Source organism: Actinophytocola sp., assembly GCF_035634895.1.
Classification (GTDB): domain Bacteria; phylum Actinomycetota; class Actinomycetes; order Mycobacteriales; family Pseudonocardiaceae; genus Actinophytocola.
The window spans coordinates 1-24,061 of the sequence record NZ_DASQCC010000063.1; the positions used below are offsets into that span (position 1 = coordinate 1).

At 70.2% G+C, this 24,061-nt stretch carries 20 protein-coding genes and 3 pseudogenes; 9 read left to right on the plus strand and 14 right to left on the minus strand.

Features of this window, described 5'->3' with window-relative positions:
• Both VET29_RS08995 and VET29_RS09000 read right to left on the minus strand, forming a co-directional pair.
• Positions 1–1,893, minus strand: a 1,893-nt coding sequence (locus VET29_RS08995) for a cation-transporting P-type ATPase (RefSeq protein WP_324917416.1), incomplete at its 3' end; no start/stop codon positions are given.
• A 32-nt stretch (positions 1,894–1,925) separates the two neighbouring features.
• On the minus strand, positions 1,926–2,321 hold the full coding sequence (locus VET29_RS09000; RefSeq protein ID WP_324917419.1) for a hypothetical protein: 396 nt from the start codon (positions 2,319–2,321) through the stop codon (positions 1,926–1,928).
• Between the two features lie 289 nt (positions 2,322–2,610).
• On the opposite strand from VET29_RS09000, the gene VET29_RS09005 reads away from it, so the two are divergent.
• Positions 2,611–3,144, plus strand: a complete 534-nt coding sequence (locus tag VET29_RS09005) for a flavodoxin domain-containing protein (RefSeq protein WP_324917422.1) — start codon at positions 2,611–2,613, stop codon at positions 3,142–3,144.
• Between the two features lie 282 nt (positions 3,145–3,426).
• Entirely contained in the window at positions 3,427–3,603 is a 177-nt protein-coding gene (locus VET29_RS09010; protein ID WP_324917425.1) for a hypothetical protein, read from the plus strand.
• Here VET29_RS09010 and arcC read toward each other — a convergent pair.
• The 3 genes from arcC to VET29_RS09025 form a co-directional block, all read right to left on the minus strand.
• Positions 3,593–4,525: a carbamate kinase gene (gene arcC, locus VET29_RS09015; RefSeq protein ID WP_324917428.1), complete on the minus strand. Its 933-nt coding sequence runs from the start codon at positions 4,523–4,525 to the stop codon at positions 3,593–3,595. The two genes, VET29_RS09010 and arcC, sit on opposite strands and share 11 nt — an antisense overlap.
• 3 nt (positions 4,526–4,528) lie before the next feature.
• Positions 4,529–5,530, minus strand: a complete 1,002-nt coding sequence (gene argF / locus VET29_RS09020; protein WP_324917430.1) for an ornithine carbamoyltransferase — start codon at positions 5,528–5,530, stop codon at positions 4,529–4,531.
• Between the two features lie 90 nt (positions 5,531–5,620).
• On the minus strand, positions 5,621–5,860 hold the full coding sequence (locus VET29_RS09025; RefSeq protein ID WP_324917474.1) for an arginine deiminase family protein: 240 nt from the start codon (positions 5,858–5,860) through the stop codon (positions 5,621–5,623).
• Positions 5,861–6,447: 587 nt separating this feature from the next.
• Between VET29_RS09025 and VET29_RS09030 the strand changes: the two genes are divergently transcribed.
• Positions 6,448–7,335: a class II glutamine amidotransferase gene (locus VET29_RS09030; protein ID WP_324917433.1), complete on the plus strand. Its 888-nt coding sequence runs from the start codon at positions 6,448–6,450 to the stop codon at positions 7,333–7,335.
• Between the two features lie 375 nt (positions 7,336–7,710).
• Positions 7,711–7,917, plus strand: coding sequence for a hypothetical protein (locus tag VET29_RS09035; RefSeq protein WP_324917435.1), 207 nt, complete (start codon positions 7,711–7,713; stop codon positions 7,915–7,917).
• A 370-nt stretch (positions 7,918–8,287) separates the two neighbouring features.
• Here the strand turns inward: VET29_RS09035 and mgtA are convergent, their stop codons facing one another.
• On the minus strand, positions 8,288–10,981 hold the full coding sequence (gene mgtA, locus VET29_RS09040; RefSeq protein ID WP_324917438.1) for a magnesium-translocating P-type ATPase: 2,694 nt from the start codon (positions 10,979–10,981) through the stop codon (positions 8,288–8,290).
• A gap of 914 nt (positions 10,982–11,895) precedes the next feature.
• Here mgtA and VET29_RS09045 point away from each other — a divergent pair.
• Positions 11,896–12,126 carry a PLDc N-terminal domain-containing protein gene (locus VET29_RS09045; RefSeq protein ID WP_324917441.1) on the plus strand — a complete coding sequence of 77 codons (231 nt, stop codon included), beginning with the start codon at positions 11,896–11,898 and terminating at the stop codon, positions 12,124–12,126.
• Between the two features lie 22 nt (positions 12,127–12,148).
• On the opposite strand, the pseudogene VET29_RS09050 reads toward VET29_RS09045, so the two are convergent.
• A pseudogene (locus VET29_RS09050) lies at positions 12,149–12,606 on the minus strand (adenosine-specific kinase).
• Positions 12,607–12,782: 176 nt separating this feature from the next.
• Here VET29_RS09050 and VET29_RS09055 point away from each other — a divergent pair.
• Positions 12,783–14,657: a TIGR04190 family B12-binding domain/radical SAM domain protein gene (locus tag VET29_RS09055; protein WP_324917444.1), complete on the plus strand. Its 1,875-nt coding sequence runs from the start codon at positions 12,783–12,785 to the stop codon at positions 14,655–14,657.
• A 34-nt stretch (positions 14,658–14,691) separates the two neighbouring features.
• Here VET29_RS09055 and VET29_RS09060 read toward each other — a convergent pair whose 3' ends face one another.
• The 4 genes and pseudogenes from VET29_RS09060 to VET29_RS09075 form a co-directional block, all read right to left on the minus strand.
• The gene (locus VET29_RS09060) at positions 14,692–15,042 is read right to left on the minus strand and encodes a VOC family protein (RefSeq protein ID WP_324917447.1); all 351 of its coding nucleotides are present in this window, start codon (positions 15,040–15,042) and stop codon (positions 14,692–14,694) included.
• Positions 15,043–15,165: 123 nt separating this feature from the next.
• Positions 15,166–16,629 carry a M1 family metallopeptidase gene (locus VET29_RS09065; protein WP_324917450.1) on the minus strand — a complete coding sequence of 488 codons (1,464 nt, stop codon included), beginning with the start codon at positions 16,627–16,629 and terminating at the stop codon, positions 15,166–15,168.
• Positions 16,630–17,132: 503 nt separating this feature from the next.
• Positions 17,133–17,942, minus strand: coding sequence for a type VII secretion target (locus VET29_RS09070; protein ID WP_324917453.1), 810 nt, complete (start codon positions 17,940–17,942; stop codon positions 17,133–17,135).
• 199 nt (positions 17,943–18,141) lie between these two features.
• Positions 18,142–19,111 (minus strand): annotated as a pseudogene (locus VET29_RS09075) (IS30 family transposase).
• Positions 19,112–19,530: 419 nt separating this feature from the next.
• Here VET29_RS09075 and pflB point away from each other — a divergent pair.
• Both pflB and pflA read left to right on the plus strand, forming a co-directional pair.
• Positions 19,531–21,789, plus strand: coding sequence for a formate C-acetyltransferase (pflB, locus tag VET29_RS09080; protein ID WP_324917459.1), 2,259 nt, complete (start codon positions 19,531–19,533; stop codon positions 21,787–21,789).
• Positions 21,786–22,511: a pyruvate formate-lyase-activating protein gene (gene pflA, locus VET29_RS09085; protein WP_324917462.1), complete on the plus strand. Its 726-nt coding sequence runs from the start codon at positions 21,786–21,788 to the stop codon at positions 22,509–22,511. The genes pflB and pflA overlap by 4 nt, the downstream gene beginning before the upstream one ends.
• 44 nt (positions 22,512–22,555) lie before the next feature.
• Here the strand turns inward: pflA and VET29_RS44055 are convergent.
• From VET29_RS44055 to VET29_RS09095, 3 genes and pseudogenes are all read right to left on the minus strand, one after another.
• A pseudogene (locus tag VET29_RS44055) lies at positions 22,556–22,921 on the minus strand (wax ester/triacylglycerol synthase domain-containing protein); the annotation flags it as partial.
• Positions 22,858–23,079 (minus strand): hypothetical protein, encoded by a 222-nt coding sequence (locus VET29_RS09090; protein WP_324917465.1) that lies wholly within the window; start codon positions 23,077–23,079, stop codon positions 22,858–22,860. The pseudogene VET29_RS44055 and the gene VET29_RS09090, both read right to left, overlap by 64 nt.
• A 215-nt stretch (positions 23,080–23,294) precedes the next feature.
• The gene (locus VET29_RS09095) at positions 23,295–23,519 is read right to left on the minus strand and encodes a hypothetical protein (RefSeq protein WP_324917468.1); all 225 of its coding nucleotides are present in this window, start codon (positions 23,517–23,519) and stop codon (positions 23,295–23,297) included.
• 344 nt (positions 23,520–23,863) lie between these two features.
• Here VET29_RS09095 and VET29_RS09100 point away from each other — a divergent pair.
• Positions 23,864–24,061, plus strand: a 198-nt coding sequence (locus tag VET29_RS09100; protein ID WP_324917471.1) for a hypothetical protein, incomplete at its 3' end; no start/stop codon positions are given.

Below are 24,061 nucleotides of genomic sequence, written 5' to 3' on the forward strand. Positions count from 1 at the left end.
TTCCGGCTTGACCCGGGCGAACAACAGGTCACCCTGCTCGGCAAGCAGGGCACGCAGGCCGGCGTCGTCGGTCGCGTCGAGCTGGGCGCCGGTGACCGTGCGCGGCGGCCCCGGCTCGGTCAGGATGCCGACGCGGCGGGCGATCGCCTCGGCGGTGAGCGCGTAGTCGCCGGTCACCATGATCACCCGGATACCCGCGCCGCGGCAGGCCGCGACCGCCTCGACGACCTCCGGTCGCGGCGGGTCCAGCATGCCGACCAGCCCGAGCAGCGTCAGTCCGCTCTCCACCTGCGCCTGCCCGGCCTGCCCTGCGTGGACCTCGCGGACGGCGACGCCGAGCACCCGCAGCGCAGAGCCGGCCATGGCGTCGTTGACCGCCAGCACCCGGCCGCGCGCGTCGTCGTCGAGCGTGACGTCGCCCGCCTCGGTGCGGATGTGGGTGCAGCAGGCGAGCAGCTCGCCCGGTGCGCCCTTCACGTATGCCCATGTCCGGCCGTCCCGGGTGTGCAGGGTGGTCATGAGCTTGCGGGCGGAGTCGAACGGGAACTCGCCGACCCGGGGCGCCGCGTCCCGCTCGGCCTCGACGTCCAGGCCGGCCTTCGCCGCGACGACCAGCAGGGCGCCTTCGGTGGTGTCGCCGAGCACGTGCCAGCCGTGCTCGTCATCCGGTGGGAGCAGCCGGGCGTCGCAGCACAGCGCCGCCACCCGCAACAACTCCCGCACCGGTTCCTGGTCGAGAGCCGACACCGTGCCCTCCGGCGCGTAACCGACCCCGGTGACGTGGTGGACCGCGCCCGCCGCCCACACCTGCTGCACGGTCATCTCGGCCTTGGTGAGCGTGCCGGTCTTGTCGGTGCAGATGACGGTCGTCGAGCCGAGGGTCTCCACCGCGACGAGCTTCTTGACCAGCGCCTGCCGCCGCGCCATCCGCCGCACCCCGATGGCCATCGCGACCGACAGCGTGGCCGGCAAGCCCTCCGGCACGCACGCGACCATCACCCCGAGCGCGAACACGAAGGTCTCCACCAGCGGGCCGCCGGCGGGCACGCGCACCGCGAACAACAGGACACCCAACGCGAACGCCGCGCCCGCGACCCGCCGTGCCATGCTGGCGATCTGGAGCTGCAACGGGCTGCGGTCCGGCGTGGTGTGCGCGGTCAGCCGGTAGATCCGGCCGAACTCCGTGGCCTCGCCGGTGTGCGTCACGACCGCCTTGCCCACGCCGGCGGCGACCGTCGTCCCCATCCACACGAGGTTGCGTGCCTCCACCCGAGCCGTTCGCGGCGAGACCGGTTCGGCGGTGCGTCGTGCCGGATCGCTCTCGCCGGTCAGGACGACGTTGTTGACGGCCAGGTCATGTGCCTCGACCACCCGGCAGTCCGCGGACACGGCGTCGCCGGCCTCCAGCATCACCAGGTCGCCAACGACCAGCTCGGCCGCCGGCACCTCGACCAGCTCGCCGTCGCGCACCACCCGCGCCCGGTGCGGCACCATGTTCCGCAACGCCTCGGCGGTCCGCTCGGCCATGTACTCCTGCCCGAACCCGATGCTCGCGTTGAGCGCCACCACGGCCAGGACCGCGATGGCCAGCCGCAGGTTGCCGGCGTCCGGCGGGTCACCCAGCAGGTACGCCACCAGCGTGAACACCGCCGCGACGAGCAACACCACGGCGAACAGGTCGGTGAACTGACCGAGGAACCGTGACACCATCGACCGTTCGGCCAGGTGCGGGAGCTCGTTGCGCCCGTGCCGGGCCAACAGCTCCTCCGCCCGCCCGGAAGTGAGCCCTCGGGGTGAGGACCCCACCAGTCCGAGGACCTCCGCCGGCTCGAGCCCCTGGACCGGGCCCGCATCCTGCCCGGCGGCAGGTGCCTCCGGTGCTGTGCTGACCATTCGAGCGACCAACCCCTCCGGTTCCGGCGCGGTCAGCGCCGACCATCCTGAACGGACTCCGGCGCGCCGGTCGCGATGCTGGCCCGGCAGCGCACGATCCGCCTGGTCGCCGGACCGTGCGGGATGCCGCCGCTCCGGGTAGGGGCCAACGCGACCTCGGCGGAGAGCTCGTCGACGGCGATGTTCACCGCGCGACGGCGGGTTCGGTACCGCAGGCACCCGGCCCCGGCGATGACGTGTGCCGGGGAGCAGACGCACGGGTGCGACCGGCGCCGGTGCGGGTGGCGGGCGATCCGCTCGCGTGGCTCCGTGGTGTCCGCGGCGGTGTCCCTGCCGGAGGGGACGGTGGCGAGCCGGCGCCCGGCCAGGTCGGCATGGCGGGCGTTCACCGGCGCGGCGGCGAGCGCGGCGGTTGTCTGCGTGGACATGCGCGTGCTCCCGTCCCGCGGCCTGTGTGTCGACCACAACGATCGCGCGCGCGCCCACTCGGGCGACACCGACGAGCTACCCGTTCCTCTCGGGCCGTTCGGCCGGCGGGCCGGGACCTTCGGCCCCGATGCCCGACTCGCCTTCGTGGTGAGTCGGGCGAGTCCCGTCGCCGCCCTCGGTCCCGTTGGCGACGGGACCTTGGCCACTCGTGGCGGCGCGGGACACGAGGTTGTGTGTTGGTTGGGTGACGCGGAACGCGGGACGTCGACTGTCCACATGGGAGTAGAGATGGCTACTGACGCGAGCCGGACACTGGTCCTGTACGCCAGCTCCGGTGGCTCGACGAAGGACGTGGCGGAGTTTGTCGCGGCGCGGTTGCGTGCGCGGGGGGTGGCGGTCGACGTTCACGGCGTGGAAGAGGTGCCGGACGCGCACGGCTACGACGCGGTGGTGCTCGGGAGCGCGGTACACGACGAGGCTCTGTTGCCCGCGGTGGAGCACTTCGTACTGTCCAACTGCGACGCGCTGCGCGTGACGCCGGTATGGGTGTTCAGCCTCGGCGTCGGCCCGTCGTTGCGGGGGCCTGTCGGTCATCTCCTGCGCGATGCCGTCCCCCCGCGGATCGCCGAGCTGTGCGAGCTGATCGGACCGCGCGACTACCACGCGTTCGCCGGCGTGGTCCCCCGTGCCAACGCGCCGCTGATCGCCCGCCTTGTGCTGCGGCTCTGCGGTGGACGGTACGGCGACCTGCGTGACTGGCCGGCGATCGACGCGTGGACCAGCCACATCGCCGCCTACCCGCACGGCGCGGTCGCCGCCTAGCCACGACGCGCGACCGTGCCGGTGCGCTCGGGTCTGAGCCGCCTGGGCCGCGTGGGCCGACCGGGACCCGCGTCGCTGCCGATGCTCTCGGCCGAGGACCGCCGGGTGCCTCCGCACGCACCATCGGCCCCGGGTCGTCGGACGTCGTGACGGTCGCGGCGGTCCCCGAACCGCCTCGGAGCCGGACGACGAACCGCCGTGGCGCCGGCCCGTCGAACCGCCGGCCGGACCGCCCTTCTGCGAACCCGTGCGACCGCCGTTCGGCGGGCCGGCGCGCCGTCTTTGGGGGCGGGAACGGGCGGACGCACCGTTCCCGACGGCGCCGCCGACGCCTCGATCGTCGCGACGGGCACGGCCGCCGAACTGAAGTCCCAGGTCGGCAAGCGGGCCGTGCACGTCACGCTCACGACGCCGCAGGGTGAGATCGCCGCCGGTCTGGCCGGCCCTGTCAGGTGCTGACCTCGGCCTGCCACCCTGGGGTGATGATGGTGCCTTCGTCGCCGCGCAGCATCGCGGCGGGGGAGTCGAGTGCGCCGATGGCCGCGGTGTTGCCGGTGAGCTCGACGAAGCGGCAGGCGGCGTCGACCTTGGGGCCCATCGAGCCGGCCGGGAACTCCCGGGACCGCAGGGCCGCCGGTGTGGTGTGGCGGATGGGGGCCGCTCGCGGGGTGCCGTAGTCGTCGATCACGGCGGGCACGTCGGTGAGCAGCAGCAGCGCGTCGGCGTCGAGGGCTTCGGCGAGCAGTGCCGCGGTCTGGTCCTTGTCGACGACGGCTTCGACACCACGCAGCCGGCCGGTGTGCTCGTCGCGTACGACCGGCACACCACCGCCGCCGGCGCAGACCACGAGCGTCCCGGCCTCCACGAGCGCGCGGACCACCCGGGTCTCGACGATCCGCCGCGGGCGCGGTGACGGTACGACCCTGCGCCAGGACGGGCCGTCCTGGCGCACCGTCCAGCCGCGTTCCGCGGCAAGGGCGGCGGCCTGTTCCCTGGCGTAGACGGGGCCGACGAACTTGGTCGGATCGGCGAAGGCGGGATCGGCGACGGAGACGAGCGTCTGCGTCACGAGGGTGGCGACCTGCCTGCCGGGGAGCGCGTTGCGCAGGGCCTGACCGAGCAGGTAGCCGATCATGCCCTGGGTCTGCGCGCCGAGGATGTCCAGGGGATAGGGCCGGGTCAGGGCGGGGTCGGCGGCGCTTTCCAGCGCGAGCATCCCGACCTGGGGGCCGTTGCCGTGGGTGAGCACGACCTCGTGCTCGGCTGCCAGCCGCGCGATCGACCTGGCGGCCGCGAGCACGTTGACCTGTTGCCGGTCCGCGTCCGGGCGTTCGCCGCGGTGCAGCAGCGCGTTGCCGCCCAGGGCCACCAGGATCCGCACGGCTCAGCTGCCCAGGGTGGCGACCAGGATCGCCTTGACGGTGTGCATCCGGTTCTCCGCCTGCTCGAACACCAGCGATGCCGGGGACTCGAAGACCTCGTCGGTGACCTCGACCCCGTCCAGCCCGAACTCGCGGAAGGCCTCGGCGCCGACCTCGGTGTCACGGTCGTGCAGAGCCGGCAGGCAGTGCAGGAAACGGACGTCGGGGTTGCCGGTCGCGCTGAGGGTCTTCGCCGTGACCCGGTAGGGCACCAGAAGGTCGACGCGCTCATGCCAGGTGGCCGCGGGTTCGCCCAAGGACACCCAGACGTCGGTGTAGACGAAGTCCGCGCCCGCAAGGGCCGCGCCGGCGTCGTCGGTGACGGTGACCCGCGCGCCGCTGCTCGTGCCTGCCCGTCGGCAGGCGGCCAGGTGCTCCTCGTCCGGCCACAACGCGCGAGGTCCCGCGAGGCGGACGTCCATGCCGAGCCTGCTGCCCATCGCGAGCAGTGAGTTGGCGACGTTGTTGCGTGTGTCGCCGAGGTAGCAGAAGGCGATGTCCCGCAGGGGTTTGTCGCTGTGCTCGCGCATCGTGAACACGTCGCACAACGACTGGGTGGGATGACAGGTGCCGGTGAGTCCATTGTAGACGGGAACGCCGGAGTGCCGGGCGAGCTGCTCGACGACGTCCTGCGTCGAGCCGCGATACTCGATCCCGTCGTACATCCGGCCGAGGACCCGTGCGGTGTCGCGGGCGGATTCCTTGTGTCCCAGATGGGTGTCCTGGGGGCCGAGGTAGGTCGTGGTGGCGCCTTCCTCTGCGGCCGCGACCTCGAAGGCACAGCGGGTCCGGGTGGAGGACTTCTCGAAGATCAGGGCCAGGTGCTTGCCGGTCAGCCTGGGCCGGGCGATGCCGGCGTAGGCGGCGGACTTGAGCTGGGTCGTGAGGTCCAGCAGGAAGACGAGTTCCTCGCGGGTGAAGTCCAGTTCGGTGAGGTAGCTGCGGTTGCGCAGGTTGAAGGCCATACCAGGTCCCTTCGGCTCGGGCGCGGTCGATCGGGCAGGTCATGCGGCGCGGCCCGACCCGGCCGCGTCCCAGTTCGCGGCCGGCGATGGTCACGACGTGTCTGCCGAGCATGGCTTTGGGGTGACGTTGCGTTCGTCGCCGAGGACGATGCCGGGCGCGACAGCCAGGTAGTTCGTGCCGTCGTCCCACTGTTCCCGCTCGGCGGCACCGCTGTCCTCATCGGCGCTGAACACGGTGACCTCCGGAACCTTCGGGACTTCGGCCAGGGTGTGCCAGAGGTCGCGGTCGGCGTGCACGCCGGGTCCGCCGGGCTCTTCGCCGGCGGCGATGGTCCCGTCGCGCGGGCCGCGGTCGACGTAGGGGTGGACGACGAAGGTCGCGGTCGACCATGCCCGTCACGGTAGCCAGGTGCATGGTGGCATGCGAGCGTGGAAGCCGCGCGGCGACGACGGTGTGCGCCTGCCGCCGTCGCGAAGAGCCTTCCGTTGACGGACACGCCGCCGTACACCAGCAGGAGTCCTCGCGCTGGCACAGGTGGTTCGGCGGGGTGGGAGGACGAAGTCGGCGGCGAGGGGCGTCCCATGTCGGGCTCTGGGCCCGCCGTGGTCGCAGGTCGGCCCGAGGACGCCGCCGGCAGGCACTCGACCGGGCTCTCCCCATCGAGGTCGTCGAACAGGGCACGCAGGGTTCCTCCGAGGTTCGGTTGCCAGGCACCAGGAGAACCGGTCGCCGTCCGACCGGCTCGGCGACGACGAGCGCCAGCCGAACTCGTCGGCCGCCGGCGCGCCGCCGCGCGGGACCAGCGCCCGGCTCGCGCGTTCCGGCGCGGTTCGGCAGGATCGTGTACATCGGGAGCCGGCGGCCGAGACCAGCCGGTCGACGACGATGAGTGGCGGGTGGCGAAAGGACGCGAGCCATGTGTCGACTGTTCGGCATGTCCGCGGTACCGCGCCGGGTCACCGCCACGTTCTGGCTCATCGACGCCCCGGACAGCCTGGCCGTGCAGAGCCGCCACGAGCCCGACGGGGTGGGCCTGGGGCTGTTCGAACCCGACGGCACGGCGGTGGTGCACAAGCGGCCCGTCGCCGCCTACCAGGACGCCGAGTTCGCCCGGGAGGCCAGGGAGGTGTCGAGCGGCACCTTCCTCGCGCACGTCCGCTATGCCAGCACCGGCGGCCTGAAGGCGGCGAACACCCACCCGTTCCTGCAGGACGGCCGGCTCTTCGCGCACAACGGTGTGGCGACCGGCCTGGACCGGCTCCGCGACCGGGTCGGCGAGCGACTCGGCGAGCCGATCGACGACCTGGTCGCCGGGGACACCGACTCCGAACTGGTGTTCGCGCTGATCACCGCCCACGCCCGGCAGGGAGGCGACCTGGGGCGGGCGGTCACCGACGCGGTCAGCTGGATCGCGGCGAACCTGCCCGTGTACGCGTTGAACCTGGTCCTGACCACACCCACCGAGCTGTGGGCGCTGCGTTACCCCGACACCCACCCCCTCTACCTGCTGCACCGACCGGCCGGTGGCCAGCACGGCCACCGGCACCTGGAACACGCCAGCGCACCCGGCACGGTACGGGTGCGTTCCGGTGACCTCGCTGACGCACCGGCGACCGTGGTGGCCAGCGAACGGATGGACGAGGACCCCGGCTGGCGCGTCCTCGCCCCCGGCGAGCTGCTGCACGTCGCCGCGGACCAGCGCCTCACCAGCCAGATCGCGGTGGACCGGGCCCCGGCGTACCCACTGACCCTCGCCGACCTACAGCCGCAGGCCGCCGCGTCACAACGCCCCGGCTCGGCGTGAACCGGTCCACCCGTGGTCCTGGCGCGTGTCCGTCCTGGCCAGAAGGACGTGTCCACCGGAAACCACCTGGCGGTCCAGCGGAGTAACGCCGACCTCCCGCGACAGAGGGTCAGGGTTGGGTCGCGGCGGCGGTCCCGTGCGGTGGCCAGGACGGCGGCCGCGACGGCGGTGGCCAGCACGGCGACCACCGCGTAGGGTGCCCATCCGTCCCGGACCGTGTCGTGCAGGGCCGCGACCCCGATGATGGACGGTGGGATGACCTCGACGATCCACAGCACGGCGGTGACTGGGCCGACCTGCCCCTGCTGGAGCGCGTGGGTGTAGAGCAGCATCCCGGTCACCCCGAAACCGACCAGCCCCCAGGTGAGGGGGTCGGTGGCCAGGGCACCCAGCGTGGCCGGCACCCCCCGCGTCGCCGGTGCGGACGGCAGTGCGCGGGCACACAGCGCCGCCCCACCGAACGCCAGACCGGCCAGGGCCGCGCTCGCACCGGGTGAACCTGCCCGCGCCGTGACCCAGCCGCAGACCGCGACCAGCACCGCCGCCGCGACCAGACCGAACCGCACCCCACCCAAGGGCTGAAGCTGGTCCTGTGGACCCGCGGACAACGCCAGCACGACGAGCGCGAGGACCGTGACGGCCACCGCGACACCGTCGCGGCGCCGGAGCCGGGCGGACAGCACCAGGCGGGCACCCAGGACGGTCACCGCGAGGGAACCCGCGAGGACAGCTTGGACCTGGTAGACCGCCAGCGTGCGAAGCGCCACGATCGAGGCCAGCCAGGCCAGCAGGCCCGATCGCGCTCTGGGTCGCGGCCGCCACGAGTTCCACCACAGCATGCAGTGGGCGCGCAGCGCCGCGCGGCGCCCTGTCGCGCCGCGCCACGGATGCGCGACCTGTCCGGTCCCGTGTTCCCGCGACGATCCCGGAGTGTCGCCGTGCCGAGGACCGACTACGGCCCGCCGGTCTCTCCGCCGCCGACACCGGCCCGCGGACGGCCACGGCGCGGGGGCTGGACCCGGTGGACCGCCGGGTCCTCGTTGACGCTGAACCGTGCCGCGCGCAGGCGCAGGTGGCGGTGGCGGCCGTAGGTCCGGGGCGGGGCGGGGGCGGCGGCGTCCACGGCGCGGTAGAAGACCCGTTTGCCGAGTTCGATCAGCACGAGGTAGCAGATCACCATGGCGCCCAGCGCGGCGAAGAACCCGCCGGGCAGTGGTTGGAACCCGAGCGCGTGTGCCATTGGGGTGGCGGGAAGCAGGGCGCCGACGGTCACGGCGCCGAGGGCCGCGAGGGTCAGTGGCAGGCTGGGATGGCTGCGGAAGAACGGAATCCGGCGGGTGCGGATCGCGAAGATCACCAGTGTCTGGGTGGCCAGTGACTCGACGAACCATCCGGACCGGAACTGTGCGGGGCCGGCGTGGAACACCCAGAGCATGACCGCGAACGTGCCGAAGTCGAACACCGAGCTGAGCGGGCCGAAGGAGAACATGAACCTGCGGATGAACCCGATGTCCCAGTGCGAGGGCCTGCGCAGCTGCTGCTCGTCGACGTTGTCGGTGGGGATGGCCAGCTGGCTGGTGTCGTAGAGCAGGTTGTTGAGCAGGATCTGGGAGGGCAGCATCGGCAGGAACGCCAGGAACAGGGACGCGCCGGCAGCCGAGGCCATGTTGCCGAAGTTGCTGGACGTGCCCATCAGCACGTACTTGATGGTGTTGGCGAAGATCCGCCGTCCCTCGGTGACGCCGTCGGCGAGTACGCCGAGGTCCTTCGCCAGCAGGATCACGTCGGCGGAGTCCTTGGCCACGTCCGTGGCGGACTCGACCGAGACGCCGACGTCGGCCGCGTGCAGGGCGAGTGCGTCGTTGACGCCGTCACCGAGGAACGCGACACCGCCTCCGCCGCGGCGCTGGGCGTGCACGATGCGGGCCTTGTTCTCGGGACTGACCCGGGCGAACACCGTGGTGTGCGTGATCGCCTCGGCGAGCTGGGTGTCGTCCAGGCCGTCGATGTCGGCCCCGGTGAGTGCCTCGGTCCCGCTCAACCCGAGCTCCTCGCACACCTTGAGGGCCACGACGGGGTTGTCACCGGTGACGATCCTGACCGCGATGCCGAGGTTCGCGAGCCGTCGGAGGGCCTCGGCGGCGTCGTGCTTGGGTGGGTCGAGGAAGACCAGCAGTCCGGCCAGCCGCAGGCCGTACTCGTCGGCGGTGGTCGGTTGGCTGGATGCGGTGGCAGGACGGGTGGCGACGGCGACGACGCGGTTTCCGGCGGCGAACTCGGCTTCCAGCGCCGCGCGGGCCGCGGAGGGGACGTCGACGCAGCGGTCCAGCACGGCTTCCGGGGCGCCCTTGGTGACCAGGGTCCCGACACCCTCGGCGTCGCGGACGAGGACGGACATCATGCGCCGCTCGTGGTCGAATGCAAGCGCCGCCAGCCGCGTGTAACCGGCCAGCTCGTCCCGCACCGCGGCCGCGGCCGGTGATCTCCACAACGCCTGGTCGAGCGGGTTGCCGCCGCCGGCCTCGTCGGTGCACAGCAGGCCCCATCGCAGCGTCGCTTCTGGCTCACCCGCGCGGGCGGCGATCGCACGCATGTAGTCGATCCGGCCGAGGGTGAGGGTTCCGGTCTTGTCGGTGAACAGCACGTCGACATCGCCGAGGTCCTCGATGCACACGAGCCGCTTGACCAGCACCTTGCGCCGGCTCATCCGGCGGGATCCCGCGGCGAGACTGGTGGACACCACCGCGGGAAGCAGCTGCGGGGTGATGCCGACCGCGATCGCGAGGGAGAACAGCAGCGCGTCGATGATCGGTTTGTGCAGCACCACGTTGATGCCGAAGATCGTCGCGGTCAGCGCACCGGCGACGTACACCAGCAACATCGAGAACTTCCGCAGCCCGACCTGGAACTCCGTGTCGAGCTGATGGGTGCCCAACCCGGCGGCGATCCGGCCGAACTGCGTGCGGGCACCGGTGGCCACCACGATCCCCACCCCGCGCCCGGCGTGCACCACCGTGCCCATCAGGGCGCACCCGGCCAGTTCCGCCAGCGGCGTGCCGACCGCCACCGCGGCGGTGCCCTTGCCGACCGGGAGGGATTCCCCGGTCAGGACGGACTCGTCGCACTCCAGGCCGGTCACCGCGACCAGCCGGAGATCGGCAGGCACGATGTCACCCAGCCGCAGCATGACCACGTCACCCGGCACGAGCGCGGTGACGTCCACGGTGACCGGGTGGCCGTCGCGAACGACGACCGCGGTGTGCCGGATCTGGGAGTGCAACGCCTCGGCCGCCTTCTCCGCCCGGTACTCGTTGACGAGACCGAGCCCGACCGAGACGGCGACGATCACCCCGATGATGACCGCGTCACCGCGCTCACCGACCAGGTAGGACGCGACCGCGGCGGCCATCAGCAGCCCGAGCAGCGGTGAGCGCACCTGGTGCCACAGCACCGGCAGCAACCGCGCCCGGTGCGACGAGACCGCGTTCGGACCGTAACGTGCCCGTCGCCGGGCGACCTCCCCGTCTGGCAGACCGTCTTCGGGCCGGACGGCCAACTCGCCGAACACTTCGTCGAGCGCCCACGCGGCCGCGGTCTCGACACCGGCGGACAGGTGGTCCGGCGGTGTCGTCGCGGACACGCTCATCGCCGCACCCACGCCCACCGAGCGTCGTCCACGGGCCCGGCGGGACACCCCGGCGGGTTCAGGGCGAGCCGCGAAGCCCGTGCTTCGGCCAGCGCCGCGCCGCCCGGCTTGTCTTCCATGACCATCTCCCGGTCGCCGGCCGTCCCGACCTGACTTGCGGCGGGTCGGCGAACCCTCCGTTCGACAGTGGAACACGATCGCCGCGAGTACTCCAGTTGACGGTGGTGCAGGGCACCTGCGCGGGCCGCACCACGAGCGGTGGACAGGGCGCGTGTGCGGAGCGGGACCTCGCACCAGGAGCATCGCTACCCGAACCGGCGAATCCGTCGGGATCCGCCACCCACCGCCCTGCCGCGCCAAGGACGCCCAGCCGGCGCTGGATGTCCGGCGCTCGATACGCGGACCAAGCTGAGCCTCGTGTCCTCGGCCGCGGTACCTGGGTCTGCCTGGTGCCGTCCCCTCGGATCTGTCGCCGTCCGGTGAGCGGGCAGAGCCTGTGGTCCCCCCGGCCACGGGCGGAGGACCTCGTTCCAGGGGTCCACTGGACGCGGTGCGGATCGGCGACCGGGTCGACGGCCTGCGCGGGGCGGCGGCGAAGAGGCGTTTGGACCTGATGGTCGAGGACCTCCGGCCCTGCCGGCCGAACCGGCCGCGGCCGAGGGTGGACCTGGTGGCGAAGGCCGAGCACACGAGGGCTCGTTCGAAAGGGAAGCAGGCGATGCCCTGGTGGCGGCCGAGGACGGCCGGCGTGCCGGTGCCGAGACCCCGGTACGGCTCGACGAGTCCGGCAACCCGGTGGCCCCACCGGTGTCGCAGCGGACGCGGGGGAGTGCGGGGTGCACCGCGGTGGCCATGGGCGGCTGGACCGGTCCCGGACCGGCGCAGAGGAAGTCGTTGAATGGTAGGAGGAAGCTATGGTGCGTAAGCATTGGCGTGACCTGAGCACGCCCCAGCACGCGGCGTTCGTGGCAGCGAGCGCGGTCCAGCTCGGGCTGGCCGCGGCGGCGTGGGCCGACCTCGCACGCCGGCCACAGCAGGCCGTCAACGGCCGGAAACCGTTGTGGGCGATGGCGATCGCTGTGAACTTCGTCGGTCCGATCGCCTACCTGTGGCTCGGCAGGAGGACCACGGGGTCGACACCGTAGAACGTCCGGCCCACCTGTGACCTCAGGCCTCGTGGCCAATCCCGCACGCCAGCGCCCTGCGCCCGTCCTGGTCCGCGGCCGTCTGGACGCCGTGTTGCGGCGCGCCGCCGACGGCCTCGACGACGCCGATGATGCCGCGGCCCAGCCGGGTGCCCACGAGCACGATCTCCACGGCGTCGGTGATCGCGCAGAAGACCGTGCACACCTCCGGCCCCTGCCTGACCGCGTTCAGCACGGTGGCCGGCCAGCCCTCGCGAAGGAAGACGGTGAACCGTGCCCGGCGCCGATCGCCTGCGCGGCGAGCGGTGGCTCCTCGTCGTTGCCGGGATGACGGATCAGCCGGGCGCTCGACGCCTCGCGGAACGCAGGTCCGAAAAACGGGTGCGGGCCGGGTGCCTCGTGCGGGTCCTCGACGGACGTGGTGAAGTGCGCCTGCCCGACGATGACATCGAGGTCCGCTGGCCTGTCGACCCGGACCATGAGGATGGCCGTACACGGAGCGTCGTGCGTGGACCCCGCCGCGGTCGGTGTCGAAAGCCGGTGACCGCCGGGTCCATGGTCCTCGGTACCCACCGGCCCTGTCCAGGACGTTCGCCGGTTCGCTGAGGCACGTCGGCCCTGGCCGACCGGTGCAGGTCGGTTCGATGCTGGCCAGCATGGGAAACAGCCTCGGAACGGTGCCGGGCGCACGGCGGTCTCCCGCCGGTGCGCGGTTACGTCGGATCTTCGGTGTGGACATGGTGTTGTTGCACGCGCCGTCGGTGTGGGACTTCCGTGACGAGGTCATCGTGGCCGGCCCGTTGGCGGACGTGATCCCGTCCACGACCGAGTTCGAGATGTACCCGGTCGGGTTGACCAGCATCGCCGCCTATCTTGAGGCGAACAACTACAACGTCCGCATGGTCAACCTCGCGTACCGCATGTTGCGCAGGCCCGGCTTCGACGTGCCCGCCCGTATCGCGCGGTTGCGCGCGCCGGTGTTCGGGATCGACCTGCACTGGCTGCCGCACGCCAACGGAGCGCTGGGCATCGCCGAGCTCGTCAAGAAGATCCACCCGGAGGCGAAGGTGCTGGTGGGCGGGATGTCGGCCAGCTACTTCCACCGGGAGCTGATGGACAACCCGGCGATCGACTTCGTGCTGCGTGGTGACTCCACCGAGGAGCCGTGCCGCCAGCTGCTGCGGGCACTGCGCGAGGGTACTCCGCTGGCGGAGGTGCAGAACCTGACCTGGCGCCGCGACGACGGCACAGTGGTGGAGAACCCGTTGTCGTTCGTGCCGGCCGACCTGGACTGGACCGAGGTCCCGGCCTACGAGTTCATGCTGCACGCGGTGTTCAAGTACGGCAGCCTGTCCGACTTCCTGCCCTACCTGCGGTGGCTGCGCTACCCCTCCACGATGCTGCTCAACTCCCGCGGCTGCCCCTACGACTGCGCGGCCTGCGGCGGCGGCCGCACCGGCTACGCCACCGTCGCGGGCCGGTCCCGTCCTGGCCTGCGGTCACCGGAGAAGCTCGTCGCCGACGCGCGGCTGATCTCGACGTTCTCCCGCGCCCCGATCTTCATGGTGCACGACCCGCGCGCCGGCGGCATGGCCCGCGCGCGCCGTTTCTTCGAGCTGTTCGCCGCGGCCGGGGTGGCCAACGAACTGGTCATCGAGGCGTTCTTCCCGATGGGACAGGACTTCTTCGGCATGGTGCGCCGTGCCACCAGTGCGTGGAGCCTGCAGATCACGATCGAGTCCCACGATCCGAAGGTGCGCCGGATCAACGGCAAGTTCCCCTGCGGCAACGAGGCTCTGGAGCGGACCATCGCGGCCGCCCTTGCCGAGGGCTGCGGGAAGCTCGACCTGTTCTTCATGGTCGGCCTGTCCGGCCAGACGCCCGAGTCCGCGATGGGCACGGTGGACTACTGCCGCCATCTCGTCGAGAGGTTCGGCGCGGACCCGCGGCTGCAGTTCTACGTCGCGCCGCTCGGCCCGTTCCTCGACCCCGGCAGCCGGGCCTACGAACACGCCACCGAGCTCGGCTTCCGCCGCCGGTTCACCACGCTGTCCGAGCACCGCGGCGCGATGCTCGGACCCACCTGGCAGGAGATGCTCTCCTACGAGACCGACTGGATGACCCGCGAACAGATCGTCGCCACCACCTACCGGGTCGGCGCGGCGCTCAACGACCTCAAACGGGAGGCGGGCCTCATCGACGAGGCCACCCACGACATCGTCGCCGCCCACCTGCACACCGCGGTGCGGGTGCTGGCCGAGGTCCAGGCGCTGACCACGGTCGCGGAACCCGAACGGCAGCGGCGGCTGGCCTCGGTCGCGAAGGCGCTCGGCGCGGCCAACAGCGCCAACCTGGTCGCGGAGGACGAGCTGAGGTGGAAGACCGCCAACGGCATCCGGGTCAGCGGCCTGCTCCTGCGACTGCTCGCCGGCGCGCTCGTCCGGGAGACGGGGCGTGGCATCGCCCGCTGGCGCGGTCGTTACGACACCCACGTCGCCACGCCCCGGTGCCTCCCGCCGGTCGATAAGTAGCCGATGAGCGCGTGGTCTGTCAGGTCGGCCGTCTCTAGGTGTTGACGAAGCCGAGTTCGTTGCCGTCGGGGTCGCGGATGGTGAACTTGCGTGTGTCGTACGTGGTGTCGTGAAGCGGTTCGACCACGTCGGCCGAGGGTCCCAACCGAGCCCACCACGCGTCGACATCGTCGACTTCGAAGTTGAACCGTGCGCCTACGGCCGGTACCGGGTCGTAGCGCCCTAGCGCGAACTGCGCGGCACCGAGGGTGAAGTGCACGTACGTCGGCTCGTCCGGCGGCCAGTGTCCTTCAGCGGGCACACCGAACAGCGACTCGTACCACGCGATCGCCGCACGAAGATCACTTACGTTGACCCGCGCGTGCGCGAAGTTGGGCGTGTCCATCACGCCACGCTAGCCCGCCATCCCCGACGACCACGGCCGCCGAGACCCGCGGCCACTGGTCTCGTGAGCAGTTCATTCCTGGCAGCTACCGACGGGGTAGCTGCCAGGAATGCTTTGGGCGCGTTACTTCCCGGCTGTCATCAGGTTCACGTTGAACTCGATCTTGTCGTACGACTTGGGCTTTGCCGTGGTCGTGAAGGGCGCCGCTGAGCCGTTCGGGCCTGTTGGTGGCTTGCCGGGGGTGTAGAGCCAGGTCGTGAACAGGTCGTCGAGTTGCCGGCCCGAGACCTTCTCCGACAGCGCGATGAAATCGTCGGTGGTGGCGGTGCCGTTCTGGTGCTCGTCGGTCCAGGTTCGGAGGATCGTGAAGAAGGCATCGTCGCCGATGGTGGTTCGGAGGGCCTGTAGGGTCATGCCGCCGCGGAAGTAGACCGCGCGGTCCAGTTGGTTCGGCACGCCCGGGTCGCCGGGTAGCACCTGCCAGAACGGGTCGTCGGCCGGGATGGTGTCGTACCGGAACTGTGCGAGTTCCGCCGCGGTGCCCTCACCTTCGTGTTCCGACCAGAGGTATTCCGCGTACGTGGCGAAGCCCTCGTTCAACCAGATGTCCCGCCAGTCGTCGACGGACACCGAGTCGCCGACCCACTGGTGCGCGAGTTCGTGCGCCACCACGTACGTGTTCGTGCCACCGAAGAAGAATCCGCCGTCGTACGCCGGTCGGGTCTGTGTCTCCATGGCGTAACCCAGTCCGGGGTCGACGACGACACCGCCCTGAGCCTCGAACGGGTACGGGCCGAACCAATCCTCCAGGGTTTGGATTATCTCCGGTGTTCGTTCTACCGAAGCCCGGGCAGCCGGCCCGCTCGCACCGAGGTCGTCGCTGTACGCGGTGATCAGGTTCTGTCCGTTCGGGGCGGTGACCAGCCGCGCGTCGAACTGACCGATCGCGAGAAACGCCAGATACGGCGCCTGTGGTCCCACGCTGCGCCAACTCCAGCGCACCCACTGTGGCGCCGTCTGGCGGACATCCATGATGTCGCCATTGGAAAGCGCCTCGACCCCCGGTGGCACCGCGATCGACACGTCGAAGGTCGCCTTGTCCCGCGGATGGTCGTTGCTGGGGAACCACCATGGCGCGATGTGGGGACCGTTCGCGGCCACCGCACCGGTCGCGGTGCGGAACCAGCTCGCGTTCCCGTAAAGACGATACGGCTCAGGCGTATCGCTGTAGCGGACCACGACGATGAAGTCCTGGCCCGCGCGGAGCACCGCCGCGGGGGTGACGGTCAGCTCGCCGCCGTCGGTGCTGAATGCGGCAGGCACGTTGTTCACCAATACCGACGACACGCGCAGCAGAAAGTCGAGGTTGAACCTGGACAGGTCCTGAGTTGTCGTCGCGAGAATCGTCGTTGTGCCCGACAACAGATCACTGGCGGGCTGATATCTGAGGCGGATGTCGTAGTGGGAGACGTCGTAACCGCCGTTGCCGTCGAGCGGATAGTACGAGTCACCAATACCTGGCGGGCCGGGCGATCCGACCGCCGCGGCGGCCGGCGAAACCAGCAACACGGCGGCCAGGCCGGCCATGGCTATTGACGTCAGAGAACGAACCCTCATGTGTCGCAACCTCCCATGCGTGAGGAGCCCTCGCCGCACGATAACTCGCCGGCACCCGCAAATGGTTGGAATTCGACGAGTTAGCCCCGACAGTGTGTCATTCCGGGTAACCGTTGGTGACCGTGGGTAGTGGTGATTCGTGGTGGCGGTTGAACGGCCGGCAGAAGTTGATCCCACAAGCCACCGGAGGTTGCTCGGAAAGGCTCAATGTGGTGCGGTTGGTGGCCTCGGCCAGTGACTGCGGCGACGTGCATGTCGCCACCCTGAACGGGTGAGATTCGCTGGCGGGACGTCAGTCCCCGTCGTGCCCGGACGGCGGTGTGATGCGGACGGGCGGGGCGAGGACTGGCGGCGGGCCGGTTGGCACAACAGTTGGCACGACCGAGATCAAACGCTGTAGCTCGGCACGCACTTCCGGGCTGAACTGTGTGGCTATTTTGGCGCCAATCGACCACGGGTCTTCCTTGTGGACGTTACTCCAGTAGTCGTATTCGATACGAGCCATCTCGAGGTTCGCGGCCGAATCGACCGGCTGGCTGTACAAGGCCCTTGCTTCCGGCGAGTTGAAGACCCTGCCTATTTTTTTCCTGCCCGGCGTCACCGAGATACATATAAATGGCAGCGATTCCCAGATGCACGGCGTTGCCGACCGTTCCGTGGGGGTAGCCGCGAGTTCCGGCAAACGCGCCGAGACGTGACTCCGGATCAGGGACCATAATATGGGACTCGACCTGTGTCAATCTGGCCACGCGCTCGGGGATTCCCGGAGCCATCATACGGTCGGCCACGTCCGAAGCGGAACCGATCCAACCGGTGCGGTCATCGCCGTAGCGGCCGTTCACACTGCCCACATCAGGAGTGGCGGGAACTCCTTCTCCCATGAGCTGGGCGAACCGCTGTCCTCCGCTTCCGCTGTTTCCACCTCCGAACACGGTCGCGTAACGGTCGTCGGTGTTCTGATAGCTGTCCGCTGTCTGCCGCAGGCCGACGTGCACGTCGACCACGGTGTCACCTGCCTGGCTGATCGCACCCCGCAGCTCGTCACCGGCCGCGGTGACGCCTGACGCGAAGAACTCCGCGATCTGCCCGAAGGCGCCGCCCACCAAGTCCTGTGCCCCTGCCCCCGCCGAACGCACCTGCCCGGCGATGTCGAACACGGTTGCCGCATGGCCACGCAACTCATTCAGATCGACATTGAAGCCCGATTCCACGACGCCCCCTTGATCGGCTTCCGGCGAGATTTCAGAATACTCTCCCTGCTCGCGGCGCACGGCCGAAATCACGCACCCCACGCGACGCGTCCCGACCCCGTGATCATTAGAGGTCACCGCACTGGTAGTATTTTGTCAGGTCGGCGTGTCGGGTTGATTGATCCTTTCCGAGTAAGCCCTGGTTGCGGTGTATTACCGGCTCCTGTACAGGTCGGACGGGAACACGACGCTGAACCCTCGATGAAGTTGAAGGTAGTAGGACCAAGCGGGTTCAGACGGTGGAAGCATCTGCTTCGAGGAGTTCGGTGAATACCTCACTCGGTTTGCGCCAGTCATGGATCTTACGGGGTCGGTCGTTGATCTCCGCGGCGATGGCGGCCAGGTAGGTGGGGTCGCTGGGGATGGTGACGCCCTTCGGGAGGAACTCGCGGACGATGCGGTTGAGGTTCTCGTTGCTGCCGCGTTCCCATGGTGAGTGGGGGTGGGCGAAGTACACCGGCAACCCGGTCGCGGTGACTTCCTTGTGTAGAGCCATTTCCGTACCGCAGTCCCATGTCAACGACCGCTTGATCGTTGCCGGAAGGTCGCCGACGGCGGAGATGATGGCCTGGGTGACGGTCAACGAGTCCCGGCCGGTGAGCGGGACCAGAATGAGGAACCGGCTGGTGCGCTCGACCAGGGTCGCCACCGCGGACTTGCCCGCCTTACCGATCACGAGATCGCCCTCCCAGTGACCGGGCACCGCGCGGCCAGCGACGTCGTCGGGGCGTTCGTCGAGGTAGCGGGGTTCCTTGATCCGCGGCGCCGGCGCGGGACGTGGTCCGGTCCGTCGAGTGCGGCCCGTGCGTAACGCGATCAACTCGCGGCGCAGGGTCGCGACCGGTTGGGCGTAGACCCACTGGTAGATGGCCTCATGACTCACCCGGCAAGAGTCCCCGACCAGGGGGCCGCGTGCCAATCGGCCTGCGATCGAGGCCGGTGACCAGCCACGACGTAACAACGAACACACCCGTGTCCGTGTCCGCACAGACCGGTCGACCGCCATCACCTTTCGGCCGTGACCGACCCACCACCGCCTCAGCCTCAGCCGCTACAGCTCGATAGTTGTCCCGGCCACCGTGACGGGCCACCTCACGCGACACGACCGACGCGTCACGACCGATCCGCACCGCGATGTCCTTGTAGTCCAACAACTCCACCACACCACGGGAGATCTCCTCCCGATCAGCCAACGTCAACATCCTCCGCACGACAGGGAATCCTTCCCCACCGAACACCAAGATCACATGCTACGACCGTCTGAACCTGCCCCACCTTCATACCGGGATTCCGCGCTCTTCTGCTGTATGGCAACCGATTCAGCGCGTCACCGACACCACCCACGCACCATCGCTACCCAACGTAAACAACGGTTACGCGGAGGGGCTCAGCATGATCCGCGCGTGGGTCTTGGCATCTGGTGGGACGTGGTTGAGCGGGCCCGAACCACGGTGGGTTAGCGGCAATGCCGCTTGGTTGGGGCGGTGTGTTTAACCCGGCCGGCACGTCTCGGGTAGACAAGGGACCTTGGCCACCGCCGGTCGAGTCCGTGGTCCCTGTGGTGGGTGGCTCGGTTCGGGGAGAGTTGAGGTGAGAGACACGACGGAGGAGGACGGAACCGATGGCCGCACCGGTAGTCGAGTCGACGGCAGTACCCGAGGCATGGGCGGGGTTCCAGGGCCACGGCTGGCGTGCCGAGATCGACGTTCGCGAGTTCGTCCAGGACAACTACGTGCCCTACCTCGGGGACGCGGACTTCCTTGCCGGGCCGACGGAACGCACCACACGGCTGTGGGCGCGGCTGGAGGAGCTGTTCGTCGAGGAGCGGCGCCGCGGCGTGCTGGACGTGGACGCCACCACCCCGTCGTCGATCACGGCTCACGCGCCCGGTTTCATCGACCGCGAGCACGAGCTGATCGTGGGGTTGCAGACCGACGCGCCGCTGCGGCGGGCGATCATGCCCGCCGGCGGCCTGCGGATGGTCGAGTCCGGGCTGGCCGCCTACGGCCACGAGCTGGACCCGGTGGTGAAGGAGATCTTCACCAGGTACCGCAAGACCCACAACGACGGCGTGTTCGACGCCTACACCGAGGAGATCCTGCGTGCCCGCCGGGCAGGCGTCATCACCGGCCTGCCGGACGCATACGGGCGCGGGCGGATCATCGGCGACTACCGCCGGGTCGCGCTGTACGGGGTGGACCGGCTGGTCGAGGCCAAGCGGGCCGAGCGTGCCGCGCTCGACGAAGTGCCCTCGACCGAGGCGGTCATCCGGGACCGGGAGGAGCTGGCCGAGCAGGTGCGGGCTCTTGCCGAGCTACGGCAGATGGCGGCCGCCTACGGTGACGACATCTCGAGGCCCGCGGGCACGGCCCGGGAGGCGGTCCAGTGGGTGTACTACGCCTACCTGGCCGCGGCCAAGGAACAGAACGGCGCGGCCATGTCCATCGGCCGGATCTCGACGTTCCTGGACATCTACCTGCGCCGTGACATCGAGGCAGGCGAACTGTCCGAGGTGGACGCACAGGAGCTGGTCGACGACCTCGTGATCAAGCTGCGGATCGTGCGGTTCCTGCGGACCCCGGCCTACGACGAGCTGTTCTCCGGTGACCCGACCTGGGTGACCGAGAGCATCGGGGGCGTCGGCGAGGACGGCAGGCCGCTCGTCACCCGCACCAGCTTCCGGTTCCTGCAGACGCTCTACAACCTCGGCCCCGCACCGGAACCGAACCTCACCGTGCTCTGGTCGCCACGGCTTCCCGCCGGCTTCAAACGGTTCTGCGCACAGGTGTCGATCGACACCAGCGCCATCCAGTACGAGAGCGACGACCTCATCCGCCCCCGCTTCGGCGACGACGCCGCGATCGCCTGCTGCGTGTCGGCCATGCGGGTGGGCAAGCAGATGCAGTACTTCGGCGCGCGGGCCAACCTGGCCAAGGCGCTGCTGTACGCGGTCAACGGCGGCCGTGACGAGGTCACCGGCGAGCAGGTCACCCCGGTCTTCCCGCCGCTGACGGGTGACTACCTCGACTACGACGAGCTGCGTGCGGCGTTCGACCGGATGACCGACTGGCTCGCGCGGACCTATGTGGACGCGCTCAACATCATCCACTACATGCACGACAGGTACGCCTACGAGCGGATCGAGATGGCGCTGCACGACCACCCCGTGCAACGGCTGCTGGGGTGCGGCATCGCCGGTCTGTCGATCGTCGCCGACAGCCTGTCGGCGGTCAAGCACGCCCGCGTCCGGGTGGTCAGGGACGAGACGGGTCTCGCGGTCGACTACGTGGTCGAGGGCGACTTCCCGCGCTACGGCAACAACGACGACCGCGCCGACGACCTCGCGGTGGAGATCGTCGAGGACTTCATGGCGAAGGTCCGGCGCTACCCGGCCTACCGGGACGCCGTGCACACCCAGTCGGTGCTGACGATCACGTCGAACGTCGTGTACGGCAAGCACACCGGCAACACCCCCGACGGCCGCCGGGCGGGGGAGCCGTTCGCGCCGGGTGCCAACCCGATGAACGGCCGGGACACCCGCGGTCTGGTGGCCGCCGCGCTGTCCGTGGCGAAGCTCCCGTACGACCAGGCCCAGGACGGGATCTCGCTCACCGCGACGATCACCCCGGCCGGGCTGGGCCGTACCGCCGAGGAGCAGGTGGCCAACCTGGTCGGGATCCTGGACGCCTACGTCGACGCCGGTGGCTTCCACCTCAACGCCAACGTGCTGAACCGGACGACCCTGCTGGACGCCATGGCGCATCCCGAGAAGTACCCGCGGCTGACCATCCGCGTGTCCGGGTACGCGGTCAACTTCACCCGCCTGACCGCCGAGCAGCAACGCGACGTGGTCAACCGCACGTTCCACGACTCGCTGTGAACGGCTCGGTCCACTCCTGGGACATCTCCACCGGCGTGGACGGCCCCGGCACCCGGTTCGTCGTCTTCACCAGCGGCTGCCCGCTGCGCTGCCTGTACTGCCAGAACCCGGAGACCTGGCGGATGCGCGACGGGCACCGCGTGTCGGTGGACGAGCTGGTCACCGAGGCAGCGAAGTACCGGCGGTTCATCGAGGTCGCCGGCGGCGGGCTCACGGTCAGTGGCGGGGAACCGTTGCTACAGCCCGACTTCGTGACCGAGCTGCTGCACCGCGCCAAGGGGCTCGGCCTGCACACGGCCCTCGACACCTCCGGGTACCTGGGCGCCCGCGCCACCGACGCGCTGCTCGCCGACACCGACCTCGTCCTGCTCGACATCAAGTCGTGGGACCCGGGCCGCTACCGCCGTCTGACCACTGTGGACCTCGCGCCGACGTTGGCGTTCGCGCGCCGGCTGTCCGAGCTGGGCAAGCCGATGTGGATCCGGTACGTGCTCGTGCCAGGACTCACCGACGACCTGGCCGACATCGACGGGCTCGCGTCGTTCGTCGCCACGCTGGACACCGCCGAACGTGTCGACGTGCTCCCGTTCCACAAGCTCGGTGCGGCCAAGTACGCCGGCCTGGGCATCCCGTTCCCGCTGGCGGACACCCCGACCCCCGAGCCGGACCTGGTGCGGCGGGTCCGGGACCGGTTCGCACGGCACGGCATCACCACCACCTGACCGACACGCGCCGCCTGGCCGGCGAGGCCGAGCAGCTGTCCGGCGGTGTGGGCGAGGCCGGACGGGACGAGCGTGCCGCCGCCGGTCCTCGGCGGCTCGTCGGGGTGTGGTTCGAAGCGGGGCTCGCGGACGGTGTCGAACAGCACCGGCGCGAGGCGTACCGCGCCGACGCCGTCGGTGAGGGAGTGGTGCAGCCTCATGAGCAACGCCGCGCGCCCGCCGGGCATGCCGTCGACGAGGGTGAACACCCCACAGCGGGCGAGCCCGGTCATGGCCTCGATCCTGGCGAGCTCCAGCGCCGCGGTCGTGCGGCGCAGGTGCCAGGACAGCTCGAGGTCCTCGTCGGTCACCCAGCGTGGCACCGTGAGGTGCGCGGGCAGTTCCGCCACCCGCTGGCGCAGCCGGGGCACCAGCGGGTGCCGGCCTCGAGCCGCGCCGAGAGGCGTGCCCAGTCCGGTGTCGAGTCCAGCCAGGCGAGGGCCACGATCGTGGCATGCATGGCCGGGTCGGACTCCTGGTACCACGAGAAGGCATCACTCGCTCGCATGAACTCGTCTCGTGTGGACATGGTGTCCTCCCGAGCTTTTCGTCCAGCCAACGCGTGGGACCGGGCCGCCGGCAGGGCCGAACGTTCTTCCGGGACAGGACTTTGGCCCTGCCCGCACCGGTCGAGGCGCCGGACCGCGAGGTGCGACAAGGGGTGGTCCAGGACGAGTTGGGGGAAGCGGGTCCTGAACCACCCCGGTACCGGCCCGGGCGGGGAAACCAGGCCGGTGGTCGAGGTCACGGCCAGTGCATGCCGAACGTGGAGTCACCGTCGTGCAGGTGCGACTGGTCCGTACCGTGGCGGCGTCCCAACAGGAACAGCGCGACCGCCAGGCAAGACAGGACGGTCAGTCCGAACAGCACGTGACCCACCTGCACGCCCGGGAGTGCGATCCCGACGACGATTCCGGCGATGAGGATGACCGTTGCCAGCACACAGAGTGGCCGTAGTTCGCGTCTCATGCTGCCTCTTTTCTTCGACGGCACCACCTATAGCGTCCAGCCACCGGAGGATTCCCGGCAGGGCACAAGGTCGTCCGCCTGCCGGCCCGAAGTCCCACGGTCAGCGAGACCGCGGCAGGGTCGGTGTCGCACCGGCCACTGGTGACGCCACGCGGCCGGGGCGGCGGCGTCCCCCGACGGCTACAGCTCCCCGGTGGATTCGTGCCGGTGAGTAGTGCTGGCACCGGGTTGTTCACTCCGTGGTGGTCAGCGACATGGCTGACCCACTTTTACACTGGGATGTGATGTCCTGGTTCTCGGTGATCAGCCGATCCCCTCCCATGACGGGATCGAGTTGACGGGTGATGAAGATTCCGAAGCCGAAAACCAGAACGCTGGCGGAGGATCACACTGATGGTTCCACCGAGGCTCAGTTGCGTCAGGCGCAGCGGTTGGAGAGTCTGGGCATGCTCGCCGGTGGGGTGGCGCATGATTTCAACAACCTGTTGGCGGTGATCACGAGCTTCGGGACGTTCGTGGCCGAGGAGATCGAGGCGGCTTCG